The 26,103-nt window shown below is 66.8% G+C and carries 23 protein-coding genes; 8 read left to right on the forward strand and 15 right to left on the reverse strand.

What is annotated here, in order from left to right:
* Positions 1 to 11: 11 nt before the first annotated feature.
* The 3 genes from SLNSH_RS19645 to SLNSH_RS19655 are packed head-to-tail and all read right to left on the reverse strand — an operon-like array spanning position 12 to position 2,039.
* A complete protein-coding gene (locus SLNSH_RS19645) occupies positions 12 to 743 on the reverse strand; it encodes an amino acid ABC transporter ATP-binding protein (RefSeq protein ID WP_106339102.1) in 732 nt (243 codons plus the stop codon).
* Positions 730 to 1,380, reverse strand: a complete 651-nt coding sequence (locus tag SLNSH_RS19650; RefSeq protein WP_196240288.1) for an ABC transporter permease subunit — start codon at positions 1,378 to 1,380, stop codon at positions 730 to 732. The genes SLNSH_RS19645 and SLNSH_RS19650 overlap by 14 nt, the downstream gene beginning before the upstream one ends.
* Entirely contained in the window at positions 1,377 to 2,039 is a 663-nt protein-coding gene (locus SLNSH_RS19655; protein ID WP_106339104.1) for an amino acid ABC transporter permease, read from the reverse strand. The genes SLNSH_RS19650 and SLNSH_RS19655 overlap by 4 nt, the downstream gene beginning before the upstream one ends.
* A gap of 148 nt (positions 2,040 to 2,187) precedes the next feature.
* Between SLNSH_RS19655 and SLNSH_RS19660 the strand changes: the two genes are divergently transcribed.
* A complete protein-coding gene (locus SLNSH_RS19660; protein ID WP_106339106.1) occupies positions 2,188 to 2,973 on the forward strand; it encodes an IclR family transcriptional regulator in 786 nt (261 codons plus the stop codon).
* A 125-nt stretch (positions 2,974 to 3,098) separates the two neighbouring features.
* Here the strand turns inward: SLNSH_RS19660 and SLNSH_RS19665 are convergent, their stop codons facing one another.
* The 7 genes from SLNSH_RS19665 to SLNSH_RS24970 all read right to left on the reverse strand — a co-directional run bounded on the left by SLNSH_RS19665 (position 3,099) and on the right by SLNSH_RS24970 (position 12,149).
* On the reverse strand, positions 3,099 to 3,374 hold the full coding sequence (locus SLNSH_RS19665; RefSeq protein ID WP_106339108.1) for a hypothetical protein: 276 nt from the start codon (positions 3,372 to 3,374) through the stop codon (positions 3,099 to 3,101).
* A gap of 275 nt (positions 3,375 to 3,649) precedes the next feature.
* Complete coding sequence (locus SLNSH_RS19670) at positions 3,650 to 4,342, reverse strand: DUF2270 domain-containing protein (protein WP_245422423.1); 693 nt, start codon at positions 4,340 to 4,342, stop codon at positions 3,650 to 3,652.
* A 161-nt stretch (positions 4,343 to 4,503) separates the two neighbouring features.
* Positions 4,504 to 5,952: a glycogen synthase GlgA gene (glgA, locus tag SLNSH_RS19675; RefSeq protein ID WP_106339110.1), complete on the reverse strand. Its 1,449-nt coding sequence runs from the start codon at positions 5,950 to 5,952 to the stop codon at positions 4,504 to 4,506.
* Entirely contained in the window at positions 5,949 to 7,253 is a 1,305-nt protein-coding gene (gene glgC, locus SLNSH_RS19680) for a glucose-1-phosphate adenylyltransferase (RefSeq protein WP_106339112.1), read from the reverse strand. Before glgC ends, glgA begins: the two co-directional genes overlap by 4 nt.
* Positions 7,254 to 7,644: 391 nt before the next feature.
* Positions 7,645 to 9,966 (reverse strand): molybdopterin guanine dinucleotide-containing S/N-oxide reductase, encoded by a 2,322-nt coding sequence (locus SLNSH_RS19685; RefSeq protein WP_158266830.1) that lies wholly within the window; start codon positions 9,964 to 9,966, stop codon positions 7,645 to 7,647.
* A 688-nt stretch (positions 9,967 to 10,654) separates the two neighbouring features.
* Positions 10,655 to 11,311, reverse strand: coding sequence for a lectin (locus SLNSH_RS19690; protein ID WP_106339114.1), 657 nt, complete (start codon positions 11,309 to 11,311; stop codon positions 10,655 to 10,657).
* Positions 11,312 to 11,987: 676 nt separating this feature from the next.
* A complete protein-coding gene (locus tag SLNSH_RS24970) occupies positions 11,988 to 12,149 on the reverse strand; it encodes a hypothetical protein (RefSeq protein WP_158266831.1) in 162 nt (53 codons plus the stop codon).
* 362 nt (positions 12,150 to 12,511) lie between these two features.
* Here SLNSH_RS24970 and SLNSH_RS19695 point away from each other — a divergent pair, with 362 nt between their 5' ends.
* Positions 12,512 to 13,306 (forward strand): bestrophin-like domain, encoded by a 795-nt coding sequence (locus tag SLNSH_RS19695; RefSeq protein WP_106339116.1) that lies wholly within the window; start codon positions 12,512 to 12,514, stop codon positions 13,304 to 13,306.
* 22 nt (positions 13,307 to 13,328) lie between these two features.
* Here SLNSH_RS19695 and SLNSH_RS19700 read toward each other — a convergent pair whose 3' ends face one another.
* The 3 genes from SLNSH_RS19700 to SLNSH_RS19710 form a co-directional block, all read right to left on the reverse strand.
* Positions 13,329 to 13,760, reverse strand: coding sequence for a YybH family protein (locus SLNSH_RS19700; RefSeq protein ID WP_106339118.1), 432 nt, complete (start codon positions 13,758 to 13,760; stop codon positions 13,329 to 13,331).
* Positions 13,761 to 13,998: 238 nt separating this feature from the next.
* On the reverse strand, positions 13,999 to 15,204 hold the full coding sequence (locus SLNSH_RS19705) for an MFS transporter (RefSeq protein WP_106339120.1): 1,206 nt from the start codon (positions 15,202 to 15,204) through the stop codon (positions 13,999 to 14,001).
* 664 nt (positions 15,205 to 15,868) lie between these two features.
* Positions 15,869 to 16,882, reverse strand: coding sequence for a PQQ-dependent sugar dehydrogenase (locus SLNSH_RS19710; RefSeq protein ID WP_106339122.1), 1,014 nt, complete (start codon positions 16,880 to 16,882; stop codon positions 15,869 to 15,871).
* Between the two features lie 214 nt (positions 16,883 to 17,096).
* On the opposite strand from SLNSH_RS19710, the gene SLNSH_RS19715 reads away from it, so the two are divergent.
* Both SLNSH_RS19715 and SLNSH_RS19720 read left to right on the forward strand, forming a co-directional pair.
* The gene (locus tag SLNSH_RS19715) at positions 17,097 to 17,336 is read left to right on the forward strand and encodes a hypothetical protein (protein WP_106339124.1); all 240 of its coding nucleotides are present in this window, start codon (positions 17,097 to 17,099) and stop codon (positions 17,334 to 17,336) included.
* Between the two features lie 292 nt (positions 17,337 to 17,628).
* Positions 17,629 to 19,281, forward strand: coding sequence for a DNA polymerase/3'-5' exonuclease PolX (locus SLNSH_RS19720; RefSeq protein ID WP_106339126.1), 1,653 nt, complete (start codon positions 17,629 to 17,631; stop codon positions 19,279 to 19,281).
* 129 nt (positions 19,282 to 19,410) lie between these two features.
* On the opposite strand, the gene SLNSH_RS19725 is transcribed toward SLNSH_RS19720, so the two are convergent.
* Complete coding sequence (locus tag SLNSH_RS19725; protein WP_106339128.1) at positions 19,411 to 19,767, reverse strand: hypothetical protein; 357 nt, start codon at positions 19,765 to 19,767, stop codon at positions 19,411 to 19,413.
* Between the two features lie 281 nt (positions 19,768 to 20,048).
* On the opposite strand from SLNSH_RS19725, the gene SLNSH_RS19730 reads away from it, so the two are divergent.
* The 4 genes from SLNSH_RS19730 to SLNSH_RS19745 all read left to right on the forward strand — a co-directional run bounded on the left by SLNSH_RS19730 (position 20,049) and on the right by SLNSH_RS19745 (position 25,501).
* Positions 20,049 to 20,492: an SRPBCC family protein gene (locus tag SLNSH_RS19730; protein WP_106339130.1), complete on the forward strand. Its 444-nt coding sequence runs from the start codon at positions 20,049 to 20,051 to the stop codon at positions 20,490 to 20,492.
* Between the two features lie 182 nt (positions 20,493 to 20,674).
* Entirely contained in the window at positions 20,675 to 21,937 is a 1,263-nt protein-coding gene (locus SLNSH_RS19735; protein WP_106339132.1) for an NAD(P)/FAD-dependent oxidoreductase, read from the forward strand.
* A gap of 227 nt (positions 21,938 to 22,164) precedes the next feature.
* A complete protein-coding gene (locus tag SLNSH_RS19740) occupies positions 22,165 to 23,262 on the forward strand; it encodes a glycosyltransferase family 4 protein (protein ID WP_106339134.1) in 1,098 nt (365 codons plus the stop codon).
* Positions 23,263 to 23,311: 49 nt separating this feature from the next.
* Positions 23,312 to 25,501, forward strand: coding sequence for an amylo-alpha-1,6-glucosidase (locus SLNSH_RS19745; protein WP_106339136.1), 2,190 nt, complete (start codon positions 23,312 to 23,314; stop codon positions 25,499 to 25,501).
* A gap of 79 nt (positions 25,502 to 25,580) precedes the next feature.
* On the opposite strand, the gene SLNSH_RS19750 is transcribed toward SLNSH_RS19745, so the two are convergent.
* Entirely contained in the window at positions 25,581 to 26,060 is a 480-nt protein-coding gene (locus SLNSH_RS19750) for a cyclic nucleotide-binding domain-containing protein (RefSeq protein WP_106339138.1), read from the reverse strand.
* Positions 26,061 to 26,103: the final 43 nt, after the last annotated feature.

Here is a 26,103-nt window from a genome sequence, read left to right on the forward strand (position 1 = left end):
TCTCTGGATCCTCAGTGCAGAACTGCATTGAGAAAGGTCTGCAACTCGAGCGTTTTCGGCTCGGCGAGCATGGCCGCGGCCCGGCCTTCTTCGTGAATTCGGCCTTCGTGCATGAAGACCGCGCGCGAGCCGAAACGACGGGCGAAGCCCATCTCGTGGGTCACCAGGATCATGGTCATTCCTTCCCGGGCCACGGATTCGAGCACTTTCAGCACCTCCCCGGTGAGTTCGGGGTCGAGCGCGGAGGTCACCTCGTCGAACAGCATGACCTTGGGCCGCATCGCCAGCGAACGAGCGATGGCGACGCGCTGCTGCTGTCCACCCGAAAGCTGCGCCGGGAAGGCGTCCAGCTTGTCCTCGAGCCCTACGCGCCGCAGCACCTCGCGGGCGAGCTCCCGAGCCGCCTCAGGCGGCTGGTTCTTCACCACGCGCGGGGCCAGGGTGATGTTGTCGCTGACCGAGAGATGCGGGAACAAGTTGAAGCTCTGGAAGACGATGCCAACCTCCTGCCGCAGCTTGCGCAGATTGGTCGTCGGATCGTTGACTTGCACGCCGTCGATGCGAATGGCGCCGGCCTGGATCGGCTCCAGCCCATTGATGCAACGCAGCAGCGTGCTCTTGCCCGAGCCCGAGCGGCCGATCAACGCCACGACCTCGCCCTTCGCCACGTCAAGCGACACGTCCGTCAGCACCTGCAGCGCGCCGTAGCTCTTGCTGATCCTCTGGACTTCAACGAGCGCCATCGAACTTCCGCTCCAGTGAGCGGCTCCACTGGGTAAGAGGGAAACACAGGACGAAGTAGATGGAGGCGACCGTGATGTAGACCGCGAAGGGCTTGTATGTGCCGGCGGCCGTGAGCTGGCCTTCACGCGTCAGCTCCACTAGTCCGATCGTCGCGGCCAGTGAGGTGTTCTTGATGAGTTGAACAAGAAAGCCGACGGTCGGGGGGATCGCGATCCGGATCGACTGCGGGACGATCACGTAGCGAAGCTGCTGGAATGTCGAGAGGCCCAGCGATGCGCCGGCCTCCCACTGCGTCTTGGCAATCGACACAAGGGCCCCGCGCCAGATCTCGCCCAGGAAGGCGCTGCCGTAGACCGAGAACGCGACAGCGGCCGCAAGCCACGGATTGACCGAGACGCCGACCAGCGGCAGGCCGAAGAAGATCATGAAGAGCCACACCAAAAGCGGTGTGCCCTGCACAATGTAGACGAGCGCCGCCACGAGCCAGCGCAGCGGGGCAATGGGCGATATGCGGGCAATTGCAAAAAGAAATCCGAGCAAGGCCGAGCCGACGAAGGCAGTCGAGGTCAAAGCCAGCGTCCAGCGCGCCGCGGCAACCAAATACATCACGTCGACATAGGAGAAGGTTCTAATCATCGACGGGCGAAAGTCCAATAATAGAGCGCAGCGAACAATCCACGGAATACAAAGGCGAGCCCGAGATAGAGCCCACCAATCACTACGTAGACTTCGAAATCACGAAAAGTTCGGGACTGCACAATGGAGGCGGCGTGGAACAGGTCCTCCACCGAGATTTGCGACACGATGCTTGTCGCCAGCATAAGCAGCACGAATTGGCTGGCGAGCGCCGGGAACATCGCCTTCAACGCCGGGAACATGACGATGTAGCGGAAGACCTGAAGACCCGAGAGCCCCAGAGAATGTCCCGCCTCGACCTGCGCCCTTGGCACGGCCTCCAACCCAGCTCGTACAATCTCTGTCGTATAGGCGCCCAGATTGATCACAAGTGCGAGGACCGCCGCCGTGAAACCGTCGAGCCGAATGCCGAAGCTGGGCAGACCGAAGAAGATCAGGAAGAGCTGGACCAGCAGCGGCGTATTCCGGATCACCTCGACATAGGCGGCGACCAGGCGCTTCAGCCAGCCGGGCCCGTAAACACGACCAGCGGCGCAGGCGATCCCGATGGCAAGTCCGCCCAACATGGCGCAAGCGGAGAGCAGGAGCGTGATCAACACACCATCGAGGAGGGATTCCCAGGCCGCAAAGACATCGCGAAACTGGAGCCCATATTTCATGGCGTCCTTCCCTGAAGCGCTGTCTGGAGCGCGGTGGTAGGAATCGGATCACCGGAACGAACGGGCGCAGGCAATTCCATCGATCCCCCACTTTACAACGAGACTGCGGTGCTTCTTATTTGATGTCAATCTTCATATATGAAGCAGAATGACTGACGCGTCTGAACCAGAGAATGGCGACAAGAGCGCGTACGCCGCGCCGGCGCTGGAGAAGGGACTCGACATCCTCGAGCTGCTGGCGGAGGTCGGCGAGCCTCTCTCGACCCGCGCCATCGCCGAGCGCCTTCAACGCTCGAAGAGCGAGATTTTCCGGATGGTTTTCGTGCTGCAGCAGCGCGGCTATCTCGTGCGTGAAGCAGGCACGGAAAGGTTGGCGCTGTCACGCCGCCTCTTTGATCTCGGCATCAGGACACCGGGGGGACGGCAATTGACGTCGGTTGTCCTACCCCTGATGGAGCGCTTCAGCGAAGAATCGGGGCAGGCAGCACATCTGGTCGTGCTGAGCAGGGCACAGACGGTGGTGATCGCCACGACGTCAGGGCATTTGGACGCAACCTTGACCGTCCGCCCAGGCTATGGCCGCCCCGCGCTGGAAGCCAATTCTGGCCTCCTTATCCTCGCATTCCAGTCGGAGGCCAGCCGACACGCCCTGATGCGTGATGCGGGCCCAACGGAGCGGGAACAGATCGACTCCCGTGAACTTCGCAATCTGTTCGCCGCCATTCGTTTGCAGGGCCATCGCATCGCACCAAGCCGTGACATCATCGCGGTGACCGACATCGTCTGCCCCGTCATCGGCCACGCCGGTCACGCCGATGCGGCCATCCTGGTTCCGTCTTTGCAACGGCACCGCTCTGTCTCGGACGAGCACGCGATCCTGGTCGCCCTTAAGGCAATTTGCAGCGAGGCCGGCGCCCAGCTCTCCACCCGCTGAAACAGCGGCAGGGTCAGATACCCGCCGCCTCCCAAAGCCTTGATACGGTCGGAGCCAGTGGCCTCGGCTGCGCCCGTGGAGTCCTGTGTAAGGCTTCTGTCACCGGGGCGTCCCCCACGCAGCTCTCAGTGGCCGGCGCCCCCGCCATAACGCCCCTTCAGGTCGGTCCAGCAGGGCCCGGCGAGCCAGTTGTCGCCATGCCTCACGTAGGATGCTCGTAAGGGCTTGCCGTCCATGAGCGCGCGCCCCTTGGCGGTGATGACGTACCGGATCTTGCCCTCCGGCCCCGCGATCACGCCGCCGATTTCCAGCAGGTCGTTCGCCAGCAGAATCATCAGGTCTGCATCCATGAGCGCCGGAGTGTTCAACGAGCACTCGACGGCGCCGCTGTCTTCGGCCAAGGCCGCAACTCTTCTCAGGCACGCAAGCAACATTTTTCGCCCCTGTCGCGCTTCTTGTTCTTCCTTGACCCTCCAATGAAGACAAATCGACGATTTTGCATCTGGCATTACCATGCGCCAGAGTTGGGAAATTGGACCTTCCATCACGCTCTCATGCCCAATCCTTGGGGTCCAGATCTTTTCCGCATACGAAAGTGTGATCATGACTGGAATACTGTATTCCAATACCACGCGCTCGGACCAAAGTTTCCGTTTCTAAGGCTGATGCGGCTCGATCAGACATGCACGTCTCCGTCGTCGCCGCGTTTCGGCCCGACCGACAAAGACAACCAGGTCAACCACAGATAGAAGGCCGCGAGGAGCGCCATCACCAACCAGCCCGGCAGGGGGCCGAGCGAGGCGTTGGCGACGACGTCATCGAGCGACTGGAGGACGTCGGTGCGGTCGCTCTGCTGCAACTTGGACGAACTGATCTTCAGCACCCAGGCCAGCAGCAGGATCAGGAACATCCAGATGTAGTTGCGCCGCAGCCGCCGCGACATGGCGGCCCGCCGCCCTATGCGGAAGCGCGGCGCGCGGAGATCCTCGGCCAGCGACCGGCCCCAGGTCGCATGGAGGGTCGCCCCGCGATCGAAAACCTCGGCGAAGTAGTGGCGCTCCATCAGTCGCACCCGCGCCCGGTAGACGTCGAAGAAGCGGTAGCGGCGCGCCTCGATCCACAGCAGCAGCCAAACCAGCAGCATGGCGAAGAGCAGCACGCCGTGATGAGCGCTGGGGGTGGAGAGCGAGACCGACAGCATCGCCGCGACCACCGTGATCGCCCAGTTGGTGGTTCGGTCGATGCGATCGCGCCAGCCCGCCATGCGGGCGATCTCGGCGCGGTGAAAATGCGCCAAGGTGTTGACGCGCTCCGCGGCCGCGCCCGGCAGCGGCGGAGGATCTGGTCCGCCGGCGACTTTGTCGTCCACGATGCGGAGCTCCGCACTCGTCTTGGCGCCCGCTCCCGCGAGCGGCGCGCGACAGTGGCGCAAAGCATAATCCTGATCGGCGCTTTTGGGGCAGGATCTTTGGCCCGCCGCTCAAGCGGGGCGGTGGTCCGCTGCCCTCGAACGAGGCTTGCCGGCTCTGTTCAGCTGACGCCAGCGATGCCCTGGTACAGACGGAGATACGCCTGGGCGGGGCCGTCCCAGGAGACCTCCGTCGCCATGGCGCGGCGGCGCAGCTGCGCCATCTCGCCCGGCAGCGCAAAGATCGCGGCGGCGCGGTCGAGCGCCTCCGCCAGGCTCTGCGCATCGATATCCCGCGCAACGATCCCCGTCGCGACGCCGGCCGCTCGGGCCACGAAATTGGCGTCGATCACCGTATCGGCCAATCCGCCGACCCGGGTGACGATGGGCGGCGATCCGTAGCGCAGCGCGCACAGCTGGGTCAGGCCGCAAGGCTCGAAGCGGGAGGGCACCAGGATGAAGTCCGACCCGCCCTGGATCAGGTGGGCGAGCCCCTCGTCGTAGCCAAAGGCGCATCCGACCGCGCCGGGCGAGTCGGAGGCGGCCCGGCGGAACGCGTCCTCAAGCGCCGCCTCGCCTGCGCCCAACAGCGCGAGCTGACCGCCGCCGGCGAGCAGATGCGGCAGGACCTCGAGCAGGAGGTCGAGGCCTTTTTGCCACGACAGGCGGCTCACCACGCCCACGACCATGGCCTGCGGGTCGAGGTCAAGCCCAAGCCGCTGCTGCAGCGCCTGCTTGGCCCGCATCTTGCCATCCAGCCGGGCGGCCTCGAAGGGCGCCGGGAGACGGGGGTCGTGCGCCGGATTCCAAACCTTGGTGTCGATCCCGTTCAGGATGCCGGACAGCCTGTCCGCCCTGTGCCGCAGCAGACCATCCAGGCCCATGCCGGCCTGCGGGCGCTGGATTTCGGCCGCGTAGGTGGGCGACACCGTCGTGATGCGGTCGGCTAAGCGAAGCCCGGCCTTGAGGAAGCCGACCCCGCCGAAATATTCGACCCCCTCGATGTGGAAAGCCTCCGGCGGCAGGCCCAGAGGCGCAAGCACCTGCGCCTCGAAGCGACCCTGAAAGGCCAGGTTGTGGATGGTGATCATCGTTCCCGGGCGCTTCGCCCCGGCGTAATGCAGGTAGGCTGGCGCCAAGCCGGCCTGCCAGTCATGGGCGTGCACCACCTCGGGCTTGGGCAGAGGCGTTCGGCCCAGCCCGATCTCCGCCGCCATGCGGGCCAGCGCCCCGAAGCGCAAGGCGTTGTCCGGCCAGTCGCGTCCGGAGGCGTCCGCGTAGAGGCCCCCGGCGCGGGCGTACAGGTGCGGCGCGTCCAGCACCAAGAGGTCAAGGCCCGAGGCGCGGGCGCGCAGCAGACGCGCCGGTCCGCCGAACATGTCTGACGCGGCGTGGACGGTTTCGAGATGCGGAAGGGCCTTGAGCACCGCCGGATAGCCGGGCAGCAGCGTCGAGACGGCCACGCCCAGCCGTTCGAGCGCGCGCGGCAGCGCGCCGGCCACGTCGGCCAGCCCGCCGGTCTTGACCAGCGGAAACACCTCCGAGGCGACGGACAGGACCCGCAAGCTCATCCGCTGGTCGCGCCCGCAAGCCGCTCGACCATGGGGCGGGTGATCAGGCAGAAGCCTTTTTCCGTGCGGCGGAAGCGGGCGGCGTCGTGCTCAGGGTCCTCGCCCACGACGAGGCCTTCGGGAATCGCGACCCCGCGGTCGATCACCACGTTGCGCAGACGGGCGGAGCGGGCGATCTGGGCGTAGGGCAGCACCACCGCGTTCTCCAGCTGCGCGTAGGAGTGCACCGTCACGCCCGTGAACAGCAGTGAGCGTCGCAAGACGGCCCCTGAGACGATGCAGCCGCCGGACACCAGCGACGACACCGCCATGCCGCGGCGCCCCTCCTCGTCATGAACGAACTTGGCGGGCGGGACGATCTCGCTGAAGGTCCAGATCGGCCAGTCGCGGTCGTAGAGGTCGAGCTCCGGGGAGGCGTCCGCGAGATCGAGATTGGCTTCCGCGTAGGCGTCGACGGTTCCGACGTCGCGCCAATACGGCCCCGTCTCGGCGTGCGAGCGCACGCATGAGCGGGCGAAGTGATGCGCCACCGCCTTGCCGTTGGCGACTATGGAGGGGATCAGATCCTTGCCGAAGTCGTGGCTGGAGCCGGCGTCCTCTGCGTCGCGGCGCAACACATCCATCAGGAAGCGCGTGGCGAAGACATAGATGCCCATGCTCGCCAGAGCGACATCAGGCCGCCCCGGCAGGGAGGGCGGCTCCTTCGGCTTCTCCAGGAACGAGATGATGCGGTCGTGCTCGTCCACATGCATCACCCCGAAACCGGAAGCCTCGGTCACGGGAACTTCGACACAGGCCACGGTGACATCGGCGTCCTGCTCCACGTGCTGCTGGAGCATGAGCTCGTAGTCCATTTTGTAGACGTGGTCGCCTGCGAGAACGACCATGTATTTCGGGTCATAGCTCGCGATGATGTCGGCGTTCTGATGGACCGCGTCGGCCGTGCCGCGATACCAGAAGTCCTCCGACACGCGCTGGCTTGCGGGCAGGATGTCGAAGCTCTCGTTGCGCTCCGGACGCAGGAAGTTCCAGCCCCGCTGCATGTGGCGGATCAGGCTGTGCGCCTTGTACTGGGTGGCGACCCCGATGCGGCGGATGCCCGAATTGAGGGCGTTGGACAGCGCGAAGTCGATGATCCGTGACTTGCCGCCGAAATAGACGGCGGGCTTGGCGCGCTTGTCGGTCAGCTCCAGCAAACGGCTGCCGCGCCCGCCCGCCAGCACATAGGCCATGGCGTGACGGGCGAGAGGGGCGCTGCGCCAGTGCGAACCGGACACGGATCGCGCCTCGTGAACCGCCATGGCTTCCTCCCGCTTTCGGACCCCTGCGCGTCCGTCCATCTTCGGCCAAGGACAGCATAGCAGGACAGAGAGGGCCAGCGAGGGCCCGTGACGGGCAAAACCGGACACCTTCGAAGGCGGACGGCTCCGACCCGTGCTCATGGCGACACGGCCCGCAGGCCGGGGACCGCTCAGGTCGGGCGGACAGGACTGGAATTCGGGGCGGGCTGGGGGAACACTCGGGCGAGCTTTGCGCGGCGGTAAGGCGAGTGCGGCCGACTTCCTGGCAGACCTGGTCGACCGAGCCCATGGAGGTCGGGCTTGCATTCGGCGCCCCCGCCAGGGCCCAGCCGATGGTCGCCCGGGCGCGCCCATCCCGCGCGCGTTCAGAGGCGCGGGCTGCGCCCCGTCCTCATGTCGCCCCGGCCACGGGCGGATCGTAGGCCTGGATGGGCGGCAAGTTGCCGTCGAACCGCTCCACCTGAACCGTCGTGAGCTGCCCCGTGCAGCCTTGAGCCAGCGCCGAGGTGCCGATGTCGCGCGTCAGGACATTGGGATTGCCGTGGACGCAGAGCGGCTTGTCTTCGTCCCGGTCGGCAGGGTCGTACCAGGCCCCGGTCGGCAGCTGAATCACGCCGCGCCGGATGTCTTGGGTGAGCACGACGGCGGCTAGGCAGGCGCCGCGGCTGTTGAACAGACGGATGATGTCGCCGTCCTGGATGCCGCGGGCGGCTGCGTCCTCGGGATGCATCCGCGCCACCTCGCGTCCCCGATGCTTGGCGCCCGCGCTGTGGCCCCCGAAATCGAGCTGGCTGTGCAGACGCGTTCTCGGCTGGTTGGCGACCAGCACGTAGGGCGTGGTCTCGTCAGGCTGGTATGGAGCCCCGAGCCAGACGGGATGCCCGGGGCAATCGGCCTCGCCGAAGCTCGCGATGGTCTCGGAGTAGATCTCCAGTTTTCCGCTCGGGGTCGCCAGTGGCCTGCCTTCCGGGTCCTCGCGGAAGGCGCGCAGATTGCCGCCATCATCGGGCTGCTGCGGCAGTTCGTAGCCTTCGTTGGCCCAGAATTCGGCGAAGCTCGGCGCCGGCAGCCCCAGGGCCGCCAGGCCGTCGCGGGTCGGCTGGTACAGGTGTTCGAGCCACTCCAGCACGCTGCGGCCCTCGGTGAAGGCCTCGCGCGCGCCGAGCCTCTCGGCCAGATCCGCGAAAATCTCGTAGTCGTCGCGCGCCTGGCCATAAGGCGGGGCGACCGAGCGCATCGGGACCAGCAAAGGGTCATTCGAGTTGCCGCCGATGTCCTCGCGCTCCAGCGTCATGGTGCAGGGCAGGACGAAATCGGCATGGCGGGCCGTCGCGGTCCAGGCCAACTCATGGACCACCAGCGTATCCACGCGAGCGAAGGCCTTTCGCAGCCGGTTGAGGTCCTGGTGGTGATGGAACGGATTGCCGCCGGCCCAGTAGACCAGCTTGATCTCGGGATAGGTCCGGGTCTCGCCGTTGTAGCGGTAGGTCCGGCCGGGGTTGAGCAGCATGTCGGAGACGCGCGCGACCGGGATGAAATCACGCACGCAGTTGCGTCCCTGCGACAGGGTCGGCAGGGGCACGGCGTTGAAGCGGCGGCCGTAATAGGCGATGGCCCCGAGGGCGTAGGCGTACCCGCCGCCAGGCAGGCCGATCTGGCCGAGCGCCGCGGCCAACACCATGCCCATCCAGACCGGTTGCTCGCCGTGTTCGGCCCGCTGCAGCGAATGCGACACCACGATCAGCGCGCGCTTGCCGGCGAGGCGCCGCGCCAGCGCGACGATCTCGGCGGCGGCGACGCCTGTCAGCGGCTCCGCCCAGGCGGCGTCCTTGGGCTGGCCGTCGGTTTCGCCTCGCAGGTAGCGCTCGAAAATCGACCATCCGACGGTGCAGCGCTCCAGGAACCCCCGGTCGTGCAGGCCCTCGACGACCAAGGTGTGGACGATGGCCATCATCAGGGCCGTGTCGCTGGCCGGAGCGCAGGAGATCCACTGCGCTTGCGCCTCGTCCGGCAGATCGGCCCGCAGGGGGCTGACCAGCACGAATGCGCAGCCGCGCTCGGCCGCACGCTGCATCGCGCCCCGCTCGACATGCTTGCTGACGCCGCCTCCGGCAACCATCGAGTTCTTCAGCGCCATGCCGCCGAAGGCCAGCACGATGTCGCTGTGCTCGGCGACCTGGTCCCAGGAGACGTTGCGTTTCGTGAGATCCTCGTACTCGCCGATGATGTGCGGGACCAGCACCTGCGAGGACCCGGAGGAGTAGCTGTTCACCGACTTGACGTAGCCGCCGCAGGCGACATTCAGGAAACGATGGATCTGGCTCTGCGCATGATGGAAGCGGCCGGCGCTGGCCCAGCCATAAGAGCCGCCGAAGATCGCCCCCGGGCCGAAGCCATCGCGCACGCGGAGCAGCTCCTTGCCGAGCAGGTCGAGCACGGCCGTCCACGACATCGGCACGTAGTCGTCTCGGCCGCGCCGATCGTCCGGGCCGGGGCCGTTCTCGAGCCAGCCGCGCCGAACCATCGGCCCTGCAATGCGCGCGCGATGGCGCAGGGCGGCGGGGAAGTTCTGGATCACCTCGTTGGGATCGGGATCGCCGGGGTGGGATCGAACCTGAAGCTCGCCATCTTTCATCCGGGCCGAAAACACGCCCCAGTGCGAGGTATGCGGCGAAAACGGGATCTCCGGGCCGGAAATATTGGAGTCAGGCATGGAACGACCTCTCTGGGCATGCTTGGCGCGGCGCTCCGAAACCCGGGGCGGCGCCGTGACCGGCGCGCAAGAACGGAGACCGGATCTCTTTACACGGACTTCACGCGATAGCGTGAGCGACGAAGGTCGCGCCGCTCAGGCATCGCGCCGGCCTCTTTCTCCAGCAGCCTACAGGCGTGCCGCCGACGCTCCGCCGGTGCGGAGGAAAGGTCAGGCTCTCGCACGCCGGCGCACCGAGCATTTCGGGAAGCCTTCTCGACCCCCGACGTCCCACAAATTAGCCGACAATGCTCCGGGCCGCCGCGCAGGAGGCAAGCTTTCTGGCCAAGCGCTGCGACAGGGCGGCCCGGGCCGCGGCGCGGCGCGGGTTCAGCGGCGGTGGCGCAGGCGATCTCTCTCGTTCCTGCCTGCGGCGATCGGGACGGTTGTGCATGACAATCCTCCGAGGCGACCATCCTGCGGCATCTTCCTCCTATCGAGTGCCGCAGGCTGTAGCGCAGTCGCCACGCAGCGGAACAAAGAGGCCGGCTTCGGCCGAGCAACTTGGCGCGCCGACGCTCGGGGTTTTTTCCAGACGCTACGGATTTAAGGCCAGTGTGCGCGTCACCAGCCCAAACGCTCATCGCGCCGCTGCAGGTGAGACGGCGCTTCACCCTGACAGCGCCCTCGGCTGAAAACCTTCGCCGATCTATCGAGCTGCAAAGCAATACAGCAAGCCGGCCCCGCCGGTGCTCCGCAGGTCATCCTGCGCGCAGCCCCCGCCCGGGCCGCGGGAGGGGTGTGACGAGTTCCAGGACTTTGCGGCCGCGCTCTCATCCAGCCCGGTCCGGTCCGAGTGCCCCAACATGGCCGCTCCAGTCGTGCTGCTGGTCCAATTGCGGCACGTCATGTCGGCGCCGCCGGGAAAGGCGGTTCCCTCGGGTGTCGAGCCGGTGAGGATATCATGCGTGTTGGGCTGGTCGCCGCGCCCTTTCACGACCTCGCCCCTCTCGTTCAGAGCGGTTTGCTTCGTAAGGTTGTTGGCGGGGCCGTGCAGGTCGTCGACGCTCTTGGCGATCACCTCACCCTTTGCGTTCATCCATGGACCTGAGCCGATGCGGTCGCGCGCGTTCACGGCGCCGTCGCCTTGGGTGCTCAGGTAGGCGCGCCAGGTCCGGGAGCCCGCGCCCACGGCGCTCGCGAGGCGCTGACAGTGCTGGTCAGCGCCGGCGAGCCCCCCAAGATCGCCGCCGCGGCCGATGCCGACGCTCGTGACGAAGAAACTCATCGAAGCATCTTGCGCGGCCGCAAACCCAACCTGAGCCAACAGGGCCGTGGCCCCAAGAATCCAGCCTGTGAAAGCCATCCTGTCCTCCCTGCCTTTTTGGGCGAGTTGCTCGGCGACGGCCGCGCCCGGCGCCGATCGAAACTAACTGAACGCGCGCATCAGGGCACATCACGCCCGTGTTACGCGAAGCAGACCGTTCACGACAACGCTCACGTCGGCGGGTGCGCCTCTTGGACCCTGGTGACCCTCGGATTCAGAGAGCGACCCTGCGCAGGCGCAAGCCGACGGCGTCCAGACGGAACACGAGATCAAGTCGCATATCCCAACGTGGACACGCGCTCACCTGAAGGCATCGGGAGCCATGCCTGAAAGGGGCAGGACAACCGTGAAGCTCCGCCCCGTTAAGCTCAGAGACCGACCCGAGGCCCGTTGAAGTGCGGCAGCCCTCCATGCGCCCTTCACCTTGAGGTTCACGCGCCCGCTGCCGCGTGGATCGACGGAAGTGCTTGCGCCTTTGCGCAACTTGAAGGAACCTTTGTTCCAACTCTCGCGTACTGAGTCGCAGAAGTCCTCAAGCAGAGCTCCGCTAAGGAGCCGGCCCTGGGATGGAGACCTCCATGTGGTACGCCATTTTAGATCTTGCATGCTTGGCGGTTTTTCTGGAGCTCGCCGCTCGCGCGCCATTGCTGGACGACGGGGACCTCGCCATCGATTGGTGAGGTCAGGCCATCTCTGCCGACCAGAAGTCGCCGATTCAGATCACGCCGATAAGGCGCAAGCCGACCCAAGCCAGAAATCCGAGCCACAGCGTTTCGGCGATCACGCAGGCCGAGCCGAGCCCGACAGCCACCAGGAGGTCGGCACGCCGCTGGCGCGACTGCTGGGAGCGATCCTGAAATAATTCCGCTGACGCCATATTGTGTTCCGTCCGATTGTTGCAGGGACGTTGCTACAAACGCTGTGCCGTGGGCCGCTGGGTCACAATGACCCATTTAGGTCATCATTAATCTCGATTCATCCCTAAACGGGAGGGGTTGCGCTGGCTTAACGCCAGCCTGTGCCCGCACAGGCACACCAGCCTGAAGCGAGGGCCAAAAATTACAGGCGCACTGGGCCGGGACAGTCACCGAGCGCTTGAGGGCCTCGGTTCTGCGTTACGCGCACGGACAGGCGCGGGAGGGGGCGCCCTGGACAGTGGCGTGCCATTTCAGCTTAGATTGGCTGGCGGAACACAGCCTCATGCCCTTCCTCCCGGCCGCGGGCAGGCGAGCGCCAACCATGACAGAGCTTCTCTACGGCCTTGGCTTCCTAGCGCTGCTCAGCCTGAGCGCCTTGGCCGGGATGCATCTGCGCAAACGGCTGCCCACCGAGCACCTCTCCAGCGAGAACATGGAGGCCGTTCGCATGATGACCGGCCTGCTGGTGACCTTCGCGGCTCTTGTCCTGAGCCTGCAGTTGTCCAGGGCGCGCTCCGCCTATGACGGGGCCAGCCGCAATCGCGCAGCGTACGCCTCTGAGCTGGCGCGGCTCGACCAGTGCCTGCGCGGTCTCGGCGCGCCGATGGAGCAGACGAGGCTTCGGCTCCGGCAGTACACGGCCGCGGTGATCGCCAGCACCTGGCCGGACGAGCCAAAGCCGACCATCGAGGGCATGCCCGACCCGAAGGGCATGGCGTTGCGGGGCGAGGACGCCAGCCTTGCCAGGCTGATGTCCGAAGTCGGGCTGGCCATCGATGCGGCGGCTCCGTCGGATCACACAGGGGCCAACACGGCCGCACGCTGCAGGGCCGCCTACGAAGCGGCCCTGCAGGGGCGCTGGGCCGTGATCGAGGACACGCACGCCCCCTCCGGAAACGTGTTCACCGCCATCATCAGCCTGTGGCTGGCCCTCGTCTTCGTGAGTTTCGGGCTGCAGATCCCGCGTCGCCGCGTGACGGCGATGGTCCTGGGCATCGGGGTCGTCAGCGTATCGAGCGTGATGTTCGTCATCGTCGATCTCGACACGCCCTATGGGGGCTTCTTCGGAATCCCGAGCACAGCGATGCGCGAGGCCCTCGCGGACATGAGCCGCTGACGCGGATCGTCGTCCCGGCGAGCTATTTGTCCGAGTTCCAGATGTCCGTCGCAAGCTTCCAAGCGCCGCCGCTCTTCTCCCAGATCACGACGTATTTGCCGCTCATCTCCTGACGCGGCTCGCCCTTGCTCGCCAGAGTGAATGTGCCGATTTCCCGCGCGCTGCTCTCTCCGAGCGGCTTGACGTCTTCCGTAGTGAGCTTCAAGTCGCCAATGGTCTTGGCGGCTTCCGTCCAGTAGCCCTGGATCTTGCTCCGCCCATGGATCATGGGGGAGCCGGAGGGAAGGAGAAAGGCGTCTTCTGCATACATGCTGCCGACGGCGGCGAAGTCGCCCTTCTTGAAGGCGGCCTCGAACGCATCGTTCAGCTTGGTGATCGCGGCCTTGTCCTGGGCGGACGCGGAAACTGCGGACAGAGCGACACATGCGCTGGCCAGGACGAACAGCTTTCTCATCGCGCGCCTCCCTCACCCTGCCGGATCGCAGCCGGCGTTGTGGCCCCAGCACGATGATAAGGCTCTCGGCCACGCAGCCGAACTCAGCCATTTGGACTGGTGGGCTCTGGCCGTCGGACGGCAATCAAGCTGATCGATAGGCGTTGGGTCAGGTCTCACCGCGGAGCAGCAAGCTGCTGCGGCTTGCGGCCTCAAGCCTCATCGCCGCTCGGCGGACCCACAACGCCGGCGCCAGCCCTCATCCGGCCGCGCGCGGCCGAGTTTTCGGCAGGAAATAGGCGAGCAGGCCCATCGCCGGCAGGAAGGCGCAGAGGCGATAGACCGTCTGGATTCCGACGGCGTCGGCGACTTCGCCCAGGATCGCCGCGGCAAGGCCGCCCAGTCCGAACGAAAGGCCGTAGAACAGTCCTCCGATCAGCCCCACGCGTTCGGGCAGGAGGTCCATGGCGTAGATCAGGATGCTGGCGAAGGCGCTGGCCATGATCAGGTTGATGACCACCGTCAGCACGCCCGTCCAGAACAGGTTGGCGAAGGGCAGCATCAACGCGAAGGGAAGCGCGCCGAGGATGGAAAACCAGATGATCCTGTCGCGCCCCACTCTGTCCCCGATGATGCCGCCCGCGAGAACGCCGGCCGCGGCCGACACGAGAAACAGGAACAGCATGAGCTGCGAGGTCTGGATGGAGACCCCGAAGCGCTCCAGAAGATAAAAAGTGTAAAACGAGGTGAAGCTCGCGTTGTAGGCGTTCTTGGAGAAGAGCAGGACGATCAATACCGTCATGGCCCAGAAGATCTGGGCTCGCGACAACGACGGAGCGGCTGCGGACCTGCTCGACACAGCGCCGCCCTGGGTCTTGCGGTGTTCGAGGTGCTGCCGCACGGTCCAGACCATGAGCGCGATCGCCGCAAGCGCCAGGACGGCGAACCAGGACAGGCTCTTCTGGCCGTTGGGCACGATCACGAAGGCCGCAAGCAGCGGCCCCAGCGACCCGCCCGCCTGGCCGCCCACCTGGAAGATTCCCTGCGCGAGCCCCTGCCTGCCGCCGGAGGCCGTTCGCGCCATGCGCGTCGCTTCCGGGTGGAAGATCGAGGAGCCAAGTCCGACGCCGGCGGACGCCGCAAGCAGCTGCCCATAGCTGCCGGCGAAGGCCAGCCCCAGCAGCCCCGCCAGGGTGAACGCCATCCCCACCACCATGGAGAAGGGCATCGGGCGGCTGTCCGTGTAGTGGCCCACCAATGGCTGGAACAGCGACGCTGTCACCTGAAAGGTGAGCGTGATGATTCCGATCTGGCCGAAGTCCAGGCGATACACGTCCTTGATGATCGGGTAGACCGCCGGGATCAGCGACTGGATAAGGTCATTGAGGAGGTGCGTCACGCTGAGGGCGATCAGCACCGGCATGATCGCACGGTGGGAAATCGTGGTTTGGGCCCGGCCGTGCATGGATTTCACCTAGAGAGAATCGCGTATGGCAAGGACCCGGACGGCTCCGCATCGGCCCAACGCTGAAGCGTGATCGTCATTCGGTACGACCAGGTGTGCGAACAATTGCGCTAGCCGAGTTATGGCCGTCAAGTGGCCGACTACGTGACCGGAGCGGCGGCGCCGGGGCTCCGCGGGAATCGAGTGGGCCCGCATCGATTCTCAGCCGCGTTGGAACCTCGCCGCCTCCTCGCGGGTGGCGTGGGCTGAAGCAGGCCTCGGAGGCACGACGACGGCTCCCTCAAACGGGAACGCAGAGTAGATTCGAGGCGATCACTGCCCTTGAGCTTTCTCGATATTCAATGCATCGTCCGACGAGTTCAGCTGGAGGCAGAGGCCTCGGCGATGACGGACCAAGAACCCGAAGACCCAAGCCTCTGGACGGCTGCAGAGCGTCTGGTGGATGATCAGGGCCACCTTGGCGAAGGCGAGTTCGGATCAAAAGTAGCCGAGTACATCGCGCGGCGCCCAGCATTGGACCCGGATCTCTTTACGGCTGCGTGCGTGGGTTTGTACGTTCAGCGCAGACGCAGGAGGCGTCTGAATTGACCAGAATCAGTCCTCCAGGTCCACACGGGCCGCTTTCCGGCGCATTGAGGTTAGCCGACCAGAATACAGCACCAGGTCAGCGGCTCACCCGCCAGATCTTCCCGCCGGCATCGTCTGACACCAGGATCGAACCGTCCGGCAACTCGGCGACGTCGACCGGTCGCCCGATCCCGCTCACGAAGGGCCTGTCGGGGCCGGCGTCCGTCCCCACAACGACCAGCTGGCGGCCGACCGGAACGCTTCGATTCCAGCTCCCGTGTTCGGCGACAAGGGCCCGGCCGCGCAACTCGGGAAACATGGCGCCCCGGTAGAAGTGGATTCCAAGAGCCGCGACGTGCGCCTGGAACTCGTGGATGGGCGGCTGCTGTCCGGTAGGCGGAGGAGCCCTCTCGAAGCCGCGCAGACGCGTTCGTCCGCCGAAAAAGGGAAAGCCGTAGAAGGCCCCCTGGGCCAGCCGGTTCAGTTCGTCAGGCGGCGTGTCGTCGCCCATCCCGTCCGCGCCGTTGTCGGTGAAGTACATCGCTCCGTCACGCCAGTCGAACCCGACCGAGTTGCGCACGCCCCATGCGACCCGCTCGAAGGCGCCTCCATCCGGGTCCATCCTGACGATGGAGCCCTCAAGTCCCTGCGGCTGGCAAATGTTGCAGGGCGACCCCAGGGCCACATAGAGGCGGCCGTCAGGGCCCGCCTTGATGTACCGGAGCCCGTGATGGCTCTTGTTGGGAAGCCCGGAGCGGATCACCTCGCCCATTCCAAGCCGACCTGGGCCGGGCGTGAACGCCACGACGCGGTCGCGCGCGGCCACAAAGAGGCGGCCCGCCAGGCAGGCGACTCCGTTCGGCGCAGAGAGGCCCGCTGCGGCGCGAACCGCCGCGCCGCCCGAAAGCGGAATACTGTAAACACTGTCCCCTTTCGTCCCGACGTAGACACGACCTGCGCAGAGGGCCAGCGAGCGCGCCCCGGGCGCCTGGGCGAAGACCTCGACGCGAACACCCGTCCGGGCCGTCGCTGCGAAGGACGCCTCATGGCCGCAGACGATGGCGAGACCGCACAGAACGAGCACTGCGCATGCCGACAGACACCGGCGCATGGGACGCTCCCGTTCCGCGGCGCCGCGACCGGAAAGGACACGCGGAGAGACCGGCCGGGCGCGCCCAGATACAACGCCCAGTCTGACCAGCGGTTCGAGCGCCGGCCGACACCGACAGGCAGGCTGGCCTCGCCCGGACCTGCGCAGGCGGCCCCCGCACGGGAACTTCATCGAGGCGCCGCAGGTTTGATTTGCATATGCCTGGAGTCGAGACATGACCAAGAACCTTCTTGTCTTCGCCAGCCTCGCAGGGGCCATCGTGGCGAGCGGGGCTCAAGCCCAGCAGGGCCGCGCCCCGGCGGAATCCTCCATCAGCCATGAGAGCACCATCCGCACGGAGCCGCCCCTCAAGACCAATCCCACGATCCGGGACAAGCGGGCGATCCCCCGCATGGTGAAGAGCTTCGGCTCGAAGAAGCCGCAACGCGGCCCGTCGAAGGCGGCCCCGCTCTAAGCAGGGCAGCCGGCGCCGCGTCCGCTGGCTCTGGCGCGATCAGGTGTCTCGTCTCGCCGAGAAGGAACGCCTTGCCGGGGCGGGCCGAGGCGGACGGATGCCGCGACTGTCCGCCCATCGCGCGCCGTTTCACTCTCCCTGTGATCCAGGGCTCGCCGCGTCGCCGGCAGAGCCTTGGACGCGCCGGCCGAGCCACCAAGGACGGCGCCACGAACAGCGGCGAGGGACCGGATCGGCCGGAGCCACGCGGCCTGAGGGCGTTCGGTCTAGCGCTACGCCGGGGCCCGGGCCGATGCCACACGACACCGTAGAGATCGCCTCTCTGCTTTTCGAAATCGGCCAACGGCTCGCCTTGGCCGGGGACAACCCTTATAGGGCCCGATCCTACGCCAGGGCGGCCCAATCGCTGCTCTCGCTCGTGGCCCCTGTCGAGGAGGTCATACGAGAAGGCCGCCTGACCGATCTGCCTGGAGTCGGGCCTTCCTTGGCCGGGGTCATCCGTGAGCTGCACGAGCACGGGACGACCCCGACTCTCTCCAAGCTGCGCGCTGCCTATCCGCCCGGGGTCCTCGAGCTGCTCCATGTCCCAGGGCTGCCACCCGAGAAAGTCCGTTTGCTGCACGACCGGGCCGGCATCGCTTCGCTGGACGAGCTGGAGAGCGCCGCGCGCGCCGGTCGGCTCCAAGTCCTGAAGGGCTTCGGTCCCTCATTCGAAGCGAAGATCCTCTCGTCCGTGGCGGAACTCAGGCGAACCCGCGGACGCAAGCTGATCCACCATGCCGGCGAGGACCTGCGTCGCCTGGAGGACGGGCTGACTGCCGCGCATCCGGAGTTGCGGCGCCTCGCGCCCGCCGGCGAATTCAGGCGCGGGCTGGAACTCGTCCAAGCGGCCGTGTTGGTGGCCGAGTCCGCGGAGGGATCGGCGATCGAAATCCTGGAGCTGGCGGGCCGAGCCCAACTCTGGCTCGCGCCGCCGGGGCTCTACGGGCCGGCGCTGGTGCTGGCCACCGGTTCGGATGACCATCTCGCGGCCCTGCGGGCGCACGCCTGCGCCATGAACCTTTATCTCGACACCGAGGGCCTGAGGCGCGGGCGGGCTCTCCTGCCCTGTCCCGAGGAGGCCGATGTCTACCGCGCCCTCAAGCTGCCCTTCATCGACCCCGAGCTGCGGGAGACAGGCGAGGAAGTGGCACTCGCGGCGAAAGGCCGGTTGCCCAAGCTCGTCGCTCTCGGTGACCTCCGCGGGTTGATCCACTGTCACACCGATTTTTCGGACGGAGCCGACACGCTGGAGGCGATGGCGGAAGCCACCCGGGCCAGGGGCTACGCCTATTTCGGGGTTGCCGACCATTCACGGTCGGCGAGCTACGCCGGCGGGCTTGCCGTCGAGAGCGTGCTGGAGCAGCGGCGCGCCGTCCGGGAGCTGAACGCCCGCTATGGCTCGGCCTTCCGCATCCTGCACGGCATCGAATCCGACATTCTTCCCGACGGCTCGCTCGATTACCCCGACGAGATTCTCGGCCAGTTGGATTATGTCGTCGCCAGTGTCCACAGCCGCTTCAGGCTCTCGGAGGAGGAGCAAACCGAACGGGTGATCCGCGCGGTCCGCAACCCGTTCACGACGGTACTGGGCCACATGACAGGCCGGCTGCTCAAAAGCCGCCAAGGCTACGACGTCGACGTGCCCCGGGTGTTGGCCGCCTGCGCCGAAGCGGGCGTCGCCGTCGAGATCAACGCCAATCCGCATCGACTGGATCTCGATTGGCGATGGCATCGGACGGCGCTGGAGCTTGGATGCCTGTTCAGCATCAACCCCGACGCGCACAGCGCCGAGGAGCTCGACCTCACCGCCTGGGGAGTCTCCATGGCCCGCAAGGGAGGGATCGGGCCCGACAGGGTCCTGAACGCCCGCCCTTTCGAAGACTGGCCCAAGCGCGTCGGCTAGAGTTCGGAGCACGACCGAGCGAACGGGCAACAGCACGGACGAGCGCGCAAAAACAGGGGCGCTGACAACGCTTTGCGCAGCAAAGGCTCGTCGGCGCACTCACCCTACCCGGCGCGACGCCCGGTCACCTCAGGTCGGCCGGGCGACGGTGATGCATACGTTGGATGGTCCCCGCGTCGTCGCAGTCGCCTTGAAGTGGTAGCTCTGCCCCTTGCTGGCCTTGAACCTGCAAGTCGCCTTGGCGCAGGCCTTTCCGTCCAGTTCGAGGTTCGCGGTGTCCTGCGCGGGGTCGGCCTCGCCTTGGGCGTTCTTCGCCTTGGCGGTCGCCTCCAGTTGCGCCTCTTCCGGCGCGACGAAGGTCACCGTGAAGGGCCCGCGTCCGGGGCTGCACTTCTCGCCCCCGACCGCCTCGATCGTCTGCGCTTGGGCCAGCGCTGGCCCTGACGCAAGGGCGGCAGCAGCCGCCAGGATCAGGATAGCTCTCATGTGGCGTCCTCCTTCGATCCTCCGTTTCCATCGGGGCAACCGGCGGGGGCCGGAGCGGTTCCGCGCGCCGTCTCGATCGGGACGACCTGCGCTTGCGGGATGGGGCGACAGGTTCGGCAATCAGGCGAAAAGGGGCTTCGCCGCCCGCCTCCAAAGTGCTTTCCTGCCATGCACGACGACGCCACCTGGTGTTCGCGGGGGCTCAGGCCGAGGCCTCCCGTCCCGGCTTGGTCTGATATGGGGCGCCTAGCCTGGCCCGGAGAACTGGATTGGAGGTTACCATGCCTGGCGTCATCACCCTGCACAGGGTCCTGCGAACAAGTCCGGAGAAGATCTACCGGGCGTTTCTCGAGCCGGACGCCCTCGCCAAATGGCTTCCGCCCGACGGCTTCGTCTGCACCGTGGAGCGCCTCGACCCAAGGGTCGGCGGCGCATTCAGAATGTCGTTCCGGAACTTCACGACCGGCATGAGCCACGGATTTGGAGGCGAGTACGTCGAACTCGTTCCGGGTGCGCTCCTGCGCTACACGGACCGGTTCGACGATCCCAACCTGCCGGGCGAGATGCGGGTCACCGTGACGCTACGGGCAGTTTCAGTGGGGACTGAAATCGGGATTACGCAGGAAGGAGTGCCGGACGTGATCCCGACCGAGGCCTGCTACCTGGGCTGGCAGGAATCCCTGCTCAACCTGGCCAAGCTCGTCGAGCCGGAGATCAGGCCATAGGTCGTCATCCATGGCGAACACCGACGACGCGAAACCCGGGCCGACCTCATGGCTGGCCAGCCGGGGCCTGAAGAATTGACCTTGACGCCTATGGCGGCCGGACGCTGACGTGGAGCGCGCGTCCCGCATCCGAGCCAAGCCTTCCCGGGCCCAGCGCGGCCGACACAGGAGCCCTGCCCCTCATGAGCCAGAATCCCGAGGCCCACCGCCGGCCGGTCGACGTCATCGTTTTGGGAGCCGGCATGGTCGGCGTCTCGACCGCGCTCGCAGCCCGGCGGCGGGGCTTGGAGGTCGTGCTGCTCGACAGACGCGAGCCGGGCCGGGAGACATCCTATGGCAACGCGGGGATCGTGAGCTCCGGGTCGGTGCTGCCGCTCAACCACCCTGGCCTGTGGAAGAGCCTCCCGGGCTATCTGGGCAACCGCCATCCGGCCCTCCGCTACGACCCGTTCCACCTGATCAGGACCATGCCCTGGTCGATCGCCTTCCTGGCGCATGCTACGCCCGTCGGGGCGCGGCGGCGTTCGACAGCGTTGCATGGATTGTTGCAGGCGTCCCTCGCCCTGCACCGGCGGTGGATAAGGGAGGCGGGCGCCGAGCGGCGCCTTCGCGAGACAGGATGGCTGAAGGCGTGGCGCAGCGACAGCCTCGAACCCGCCAAGCGGGAGCAGGCGGCCCTCGCCGAGTTCGGGATCGGTTCGGAGATCCTGGACCGCCAGGCCATCTCCGGACTGGAGCCGGACATCACGCCGGTCTACGCCGTCGGCCTGCTGCACACGCAGACCGCTTCCGTGGATTCCCCGGGGGAAGTGGTCGCCGCCTATGCGGCGATGTTCGCCCGCGAGGGCGGCCGGATCGAGAAGACCCAGATCCAGAGCCTGAGCAAGCAGGGCGACCTTTGGACGGTGGAGACCGAAGCGGGCCCGCTCACGAGCCGCCACGTGGTGGTGGCGCTCGGTCCGTGGTCCGCCGACCTGCTACGCCCACTGGGGTACCGTGTTCCGCTTGGTTTCGAGCGGGGCTACCACCGGGAGTTCCGGGCGGCGTCGGACCGCAGCTTGCGCCGGCCGATCCACGACGTCGAGCGCGCCTTCGTCATCACGCCCGTCGAGAACGGCGTCCGGGTCACGAGCGGCGTCGAACTCGCGCCGCGGGACGCTCCTTCGCGCCTCGACCAGATCGAGGCGGCCACGGCTGCGGCGCAAGGCGTGCTGCCGCTCGGCGAAGCCTTGGGGGAGGTCTGGCGCGGCGCCCGCCCTACCCTGCCGGACAGCCTTCCGGCGATCGGGCCGGCCCCGCGTCACCCAGGCTTGTGGCTGGGCTTCGGGCACCAGCACATCGGGTTCACCACGGGGCCCGGCACCGGCGAGGCGCTGGCGGCCATGATGGCCGGGGAGCAGCCCCCCTTTGACGTCGCATCCTTCCGGCCCGCGCGCGTTCTGTGATGCTGGCGAGCGCGCAAGCCCGCCGTCTTCGGGCCAGACACCGGAAACGATCATCGCTGAGGCACAAGGCCTGAGGAGCTCAGTCGCGAAGGGCCGGCGCCGGTTCCCGCGAGCCCCTGCGGGTGGCTGTCGCATGCCATTGCACCGTGCGCTTTGGAACAACTCGCGGCCAGACCGATTGCCAGTCAGGCGGGGCGGCGACAGCCCAGGCTTTGATGAGGATCACAATGAAAATCGCGCAGATCGCGCCGTTGGCTGAAGCGGTGCCGCCGAAGCTATATGGGGGTACGGAGCGGGTCGTGTCGTGGCTGACGGAGGCCCTAGTCGATGAGGGGCATGACGTCACGCTGTTCGCGAGCGGTGACTCCGTCACGCGGGCTCGCCTTGAGCCCGTTGTGCCGGAGGGCCTCCGGCTCGCGGGGATCCGCGACCACCTGGCGAGCCACCTGGTCATGGTGGACGAGGTGCGCCGTCGCGCCGACGAGTTCGACATCATCCACTTTCACGTTGATCTCATTCAGTTTCCTCTGTTCCAGCACCTGGCGGCCAAGACCCTGACCACCATGCACGGCCGGCTGGACTATCCGGACTTCCACCCGATCTATCGGGCCTTTCCCAACATGCCGTTGGTCTCCATCTCCAACAGCCAGCGCACGCCGGTACCAGGCCGCTGCAACTGGCGGGGGACGGTCTACCACGGGCTTCCGTCCCAGCATTGCCCCTTCTCCCCAGGCGGCGGGGACTACCTCGCCTTCCTGGGCCGCATTTCACCCGAGAAGAGGCCGGACCGAGCCATCGAGATCGCGAAGCGCGCCGGCGTTCCGCTGAAGATCGCCGCCAAGGTGGACAAGGCCGACCAGGACTACTTCTCCAAGGTCATCGAGCCGATGCTCGACCACCCCCTGGTCGAGTTCGTGGGCGAGATCGACGATCGCCAGAAGTGCAGTTTCCTGGGGAACGCCATGGCGCTGCTGTTTCCCATCGACTGGTGCGAGCCGTTCGGCTTGGTGATGATCGAGGCCATGTCCTCGGGAACGCCGGTGATCGCCTGGCGCCACGGATCGGTCCCCGAAGTGGTGACGGAGGGGGTGACCGGCTGCGTCGTCGCTTCGGTGGAGGAGGCCGTGGAGGCGGTGTCGCGGGCGCGCGGCATGGACCGGCGCGCGATCCGCGCCGCGTTCGAACAGCGCTTCACGGCCAAGCGCATGGCCCGGTCCTACTTGGACATCTACGAGAAGCTGCTCGACGAAGCGGACGAGATCGCACCCGAGAGCCTATCCGGGAACTCGGGCCGGCAGGTCGCCGTCGGTTTCGCGACCCATTGACGACCGCCCCCCGTGGGGGGCGATAACAAACGCTAGGGATCGCATCGTCATGATGGGAACGGCCCAATCCCGCCCGGCCTCGGGCGAGCCGGAAAAGCTATCCGAGCACTACATCGAGGCGGACGTCTCGCTTGTGGAGCGGACCCTGCGGTCGCTCAAGCATGGCGACGCCTTCGCCGTCATGGACGGCTACGGGGACGTGGGCTCCGCGCCGGGCACCCCGGAAGGGCTCTTCTTCAGGGACACGCGCTATCTGTCGCGTTTCGAACTGCGCTTCGAGGGCAAGCGTCCGCTGCTCCTCAGTTCGGTGATCCAGAATGACAACGCGGCGCTCAGCGTCGACCTCACCAACCCCGACATCCGCTGCCAGGAGTCCGACGGCATCCCGCGGGACCTCGTGTCGATCGAGCGCACCAAGTTTCTCTGGAAGGACGCCTGCTACGAGCGGATCGGGCTGCGCAACTTCGCCGAGCACACCGTCTCGTTCCGGATCGACCTTTTGTTCGACGCGGATTTCAGAGACCTGTTCGAAGTCCGCGGGCTGGACCGCATGCGCCGCGGAGAAGTCGCCGCCAAGGTGCTGCAACCTGACCAGGTCGAGCACACCTATGTGGGGCTGGACGGAGCTCGCCGCCGGACGGTGATCAGCTTTGAGCCCGCGCCGGAGCAACTCCAACCGCAACGCGCCACCCTGCGGGTGACCATGCCGCCCCACGGGCAGTCGTCCGTGATCGTCCGGATCGCGTTCGAGGAAGGCGCGCCCAACCACGTTTGCGACTTTGTCACCGCCTTTCGCGACAAGCGGCGCGAGAACCGAAAGTTCACACGCGGATTGGCGACGGTCGAAGGCTCCAACGACCTGTTCAACGAGCTGATGTGCCGATCGACCTCGGACCTCTACATGCTCTGCACCGAAACCTCGGCAGGGCTGTACCCCTATGCCGGGATCCCCTGGTACAGCACGGTGTTCGGTCGGGACGGCATCATCACGGCGATGCAGACGCTGTGGGCCGACCCCGCCATCGCGCGGGGAGTCCTGGGCTACCTCGCCGCGACGCAGGCGACGTCCTACGACCCCACGATGGACGCTCAGCCCGGCAAGATCATGCACGAGCGCCGCCAGGGCGAGATGGCGCGCACGGGCGAGGTGCCGTTCCGTCGCTATTACGGCACAGTGGATGCGACCCCGCTCTTCATCATGCTCGCCGGCCTCTATGAAGAGCGCACCGGCGACATGGACTTCATCCGCTCCATCTGGCCGGCGATCAAGGCCGCCCTCGCCTGGTGCGACGGCGAGGGCGACCGCGACAAGGACGGCTTCGTCGAGTATTTCCGGGAGACGGAGCACGGGCTCGCCAACCAAGGCTGGAAGGACAGCCACGACTCCATCTTTCACGCGGACGGCTCGCCCGCGCAGGGCCCCATCGCGCTCTGCGAGGTGCAGGGCTATGTCTACGCAGCCAAGCTGCACGCCGCGAGGCTCGCCGAGAGCCTCGGCGAAACCGGGTGGGCGACCGCCCTCAGGTCCTCGGCCGAGGCCCTTCGTCAGTGCTTCGAGGCGACGTTCTGGCTCGAGGACAAGGGAACCTACGCCCTCGCCCTCGACGCCGGCAAGCGTCCTTGCGCAGTGAAGACCAGCAACGCCGGGCACGCGCTGTTCACGGGCATCGCCGCGCCGGACCGGGCCCTGCGCACCGCGCAGACGCTCTTGTCCCAGGACGGATTCAGCGGCTGGGGCGTACGCACCCTCGCGCGCGGCGAGCCGCGCTTCAATCCCATGTCCTACCACAACGGCTCGATCTGGCCGCACGACAACTCTCTGATCGCGCTCGGCTTCTCTCAGTATGGGCTGAAGGAGGAGGCCGCAGCCGTGTTCAGCGCGATCTTCGACGCGTCGCTCCACCAGGAGCAGCGCCGATTGCCGGAACTCTACTGCGGCTTCCTGCGGCGGCGCCGGCGCGGCCCGGTGGGATACCCGGTCGCCTGCTCGCCCCAGGCCTGGGCGGCCGCCTCGCCCTTCGCCCTGCTGGAAGCCTGCCTCGGCCTGCGGATCCTCGCGCGCGAGCGGATGGTCGTGCTGCAGAACCCGGTCCTGCCCGCGTTCCTCGACGAAGTCATCCTGCGCGACATCCAGGTATCCGGCGAGGTCCTCGACCTGTGCATCCGCAGAGCGCCATCGGGGGTCTCCGTCACGGCCCCGCGGAGAACGGGCGACATCCGGCTGACCGTGACCAGCTAGCCGCCGCCGGACTGCAAAGGCCCGGCACGCCCTTCCGCGTGCGTCCAGCCATCCGCCCGCGGACGCGCGCGGCTTCGCTTCAGGAACTGCCTGAAGGTGTCGCCATCTCGGCGAAGCGACCGTCAGCGCGGCGGAGCCGCCGGCAGAGCTCGCGGTTGACGTTCTGCAGCACCATCACGTACGCGTAGACGTCGGCCTTGTAGTACGCGTAGAGGCTTCGGGCCGTCAGCTCGTACAAGACCAGCGCGCTCTCCGCGACGACCGTGGCTGATCGGTTCTGCGCTTCGATGAGCGTCATTTCGCCGAAGAAATCACCGGGCCCGAGGCGGGTCATGGGGATCAGGCGCCCCGCGTCGCCCAGCTTGCTCACCGCAAGTTCGCCGGAGCGAACGATGTACATGGATCGCCCCGGCTCGCCTTCCCGTACGACAGCGGCGCCTGGCTCGAAGCGGCGCTCGACCAGCATGGCGATCAGGAGTTCGAGACTTGGGTCCGAGAGGCCCCCGAAAAACGGCGTAGCAATCAGGAATGCCTTCAGATCGGGCGAACTGACCGCCATCAGCCCACATCCTCCGCTCCTGGGAACTCGGCACGAAACCGTA

This window comes from Alsobacter soli (assembly GCF_003004785.1).
GTDB lineage: Bacteria > Pseudomonadota > Alphaproteobacteria > Rhizobiales > Beijerinckiaceae > Alsobacter > Alsobacter soli.

Bases quoted from the DNA above. Each gene is read 5' to 3' on its own strand.
- SLNSH_RS19645 (WP_106339102.1), bottom strand. From the start codon at position 743: ATGGCGCTCGTTGAAGTCCAGAGGATCAGCAAGAGCTACGGCGCGCTG.
- SLNSH_RS19650 (WP_196240288.1), bottom strand. From the start codon at position 1,380: ATGATTAGAACCTTCTCCTATGTCGACGTGATGTATTTGGTTGCCGCG.
- SLNSH_RS19655 (WP_106339104.1), bottom strand. From the start codon at position 2,039: ATGAAATATGGGCTCCAGTTTCGCGATGTCTTTGCGGCCTGGGAATCC.
- SLNSH_RS19660 (WP_106339106.1), top strand. From the start codon at position 2,188: ATGACTGACGCGTCTGAACCAGAGAATGGCGACAAGAGCGCGTACGCC.
- glgA (WP_106339110.1), bottom strand. From the start codon at position 5,952: ATGAGCTTGCGGGTCCTGTCCGTCGCCTCGGAGGTGTTTCCGCTGGTC.
- glgC (WP_106339112.1), bottom strand. From the start codon at position 7,253: ATGGCGGTTCACGAGGCGCGATCCGTGTCCGGTTCGCACTGGCGCAGC.
- SLNSH_RS19685 (WP_158266830.1), bottom strand. From the start codon at position 9,966: ATGCCTGACTCCAATATTTCCGGCCCGGAGATCCCGTTTTCGCCGCAT.
- SLNSH_RS19690 (WP_106339114.1), bottom strand. From the start codon at position 11,311: ATGGCTTTCACAGGCTGGATTCTTGGGGCCACGGCCCTGTTGGCTCAG.
- SLNSH_RS24970 (WP_158266831.1), bottom strand. From the start codon at position 12,149: ATGGCGTCAGCGGAATTATTTCAGGATCGCTCCCAGCAGTCGCGCCAG.
- SLNSH_RS19695 (WP_106339116.1), top strand. From the start codon at position 12,512: ATGACAGAGCTTCTCTACGGCCTTGGCTTCCTAGCGCTGCTCAGCCTG.
- SLNSH_RS19700 (WP_106339118.1), bottom strand. From the start codon at position 13,760: ATGAGAAAGCTGTTCGTCCTGGCCAGCGCATGTGTCGCTCTGTCCGCA.
- SLNSH_RS19705 (WP_106339120.1), bottom strand. From the start codon at position 15,204: ATGCACGGCCGGGCCCAAACCACGATTTCCCACCGTGCGATCATGCCG.
- SLNSH_RS19710 (WP_106339122.1), bottom strand. From the start codon at position 16,882: ATGCGCCGGTGTCTGTCGGCATGCGCAGTGCTCGTTCTGTGCGGTCTC.
- SLNSH_RS19715 (WP_106339124.1), top strand. From the start codon at position 17,097: ATGACCAAGAACCTTCTTGTCTTCGCCAGCCTCGCAGGGGCCATCGTG.
- SLNSH_RS19720 (WP_106339126.1), top strand. From the start codon at position 17,629: ATGCCACACGACACCGTAGAGATCGCCTCTCTGCTTTTCGAAATCGGC.
- SLNSH_RS19725 (WP_106339128.1), bottom strand. From the start codon at position 19,767: ATGAGAGCTATCCTGATCCTGGCGGCTGCTGCCGCCCTTGCGTCAGGG.
- SLNSH_RS19730 (WP_106339130.1), top strand. From the start codon at position 20,049: ATGCCTGGCGTCATCACCCTGCACAGGGTCCTGCGAACAAGTCCGGAG.
- SLNSH_RS19735 (WP_106339132.1), top strand. From the start codon at position 20,675: ATGAGCCAGAATCCCGAGGCCCACCGCCGGCCGGTCGACGTCATCGTT.
- SLNSH_RS19740 (WP_106339134.1), top strand. From the start codon at position 22,165: ATGAAAATCGCGCAGATCGCGCCGTTGGCTGAAGCGGTGCCGCCGAAG.
- SLNSH_RS19745 (WP_106339136.1), top strand. From the start codon at position 23,312: ATGATGGGAACGGCCCAATCCCGCCCGGCCTCGGGCGAGCCGGAAAAG.
- SLNSH_RS19750 (WP_106339138.1), bottom strand. From the start codon at position 26,060: ATGGCGGTCAGTTCGCCCGATCTGAAGGCATTCCTGATTGCTACGCCG.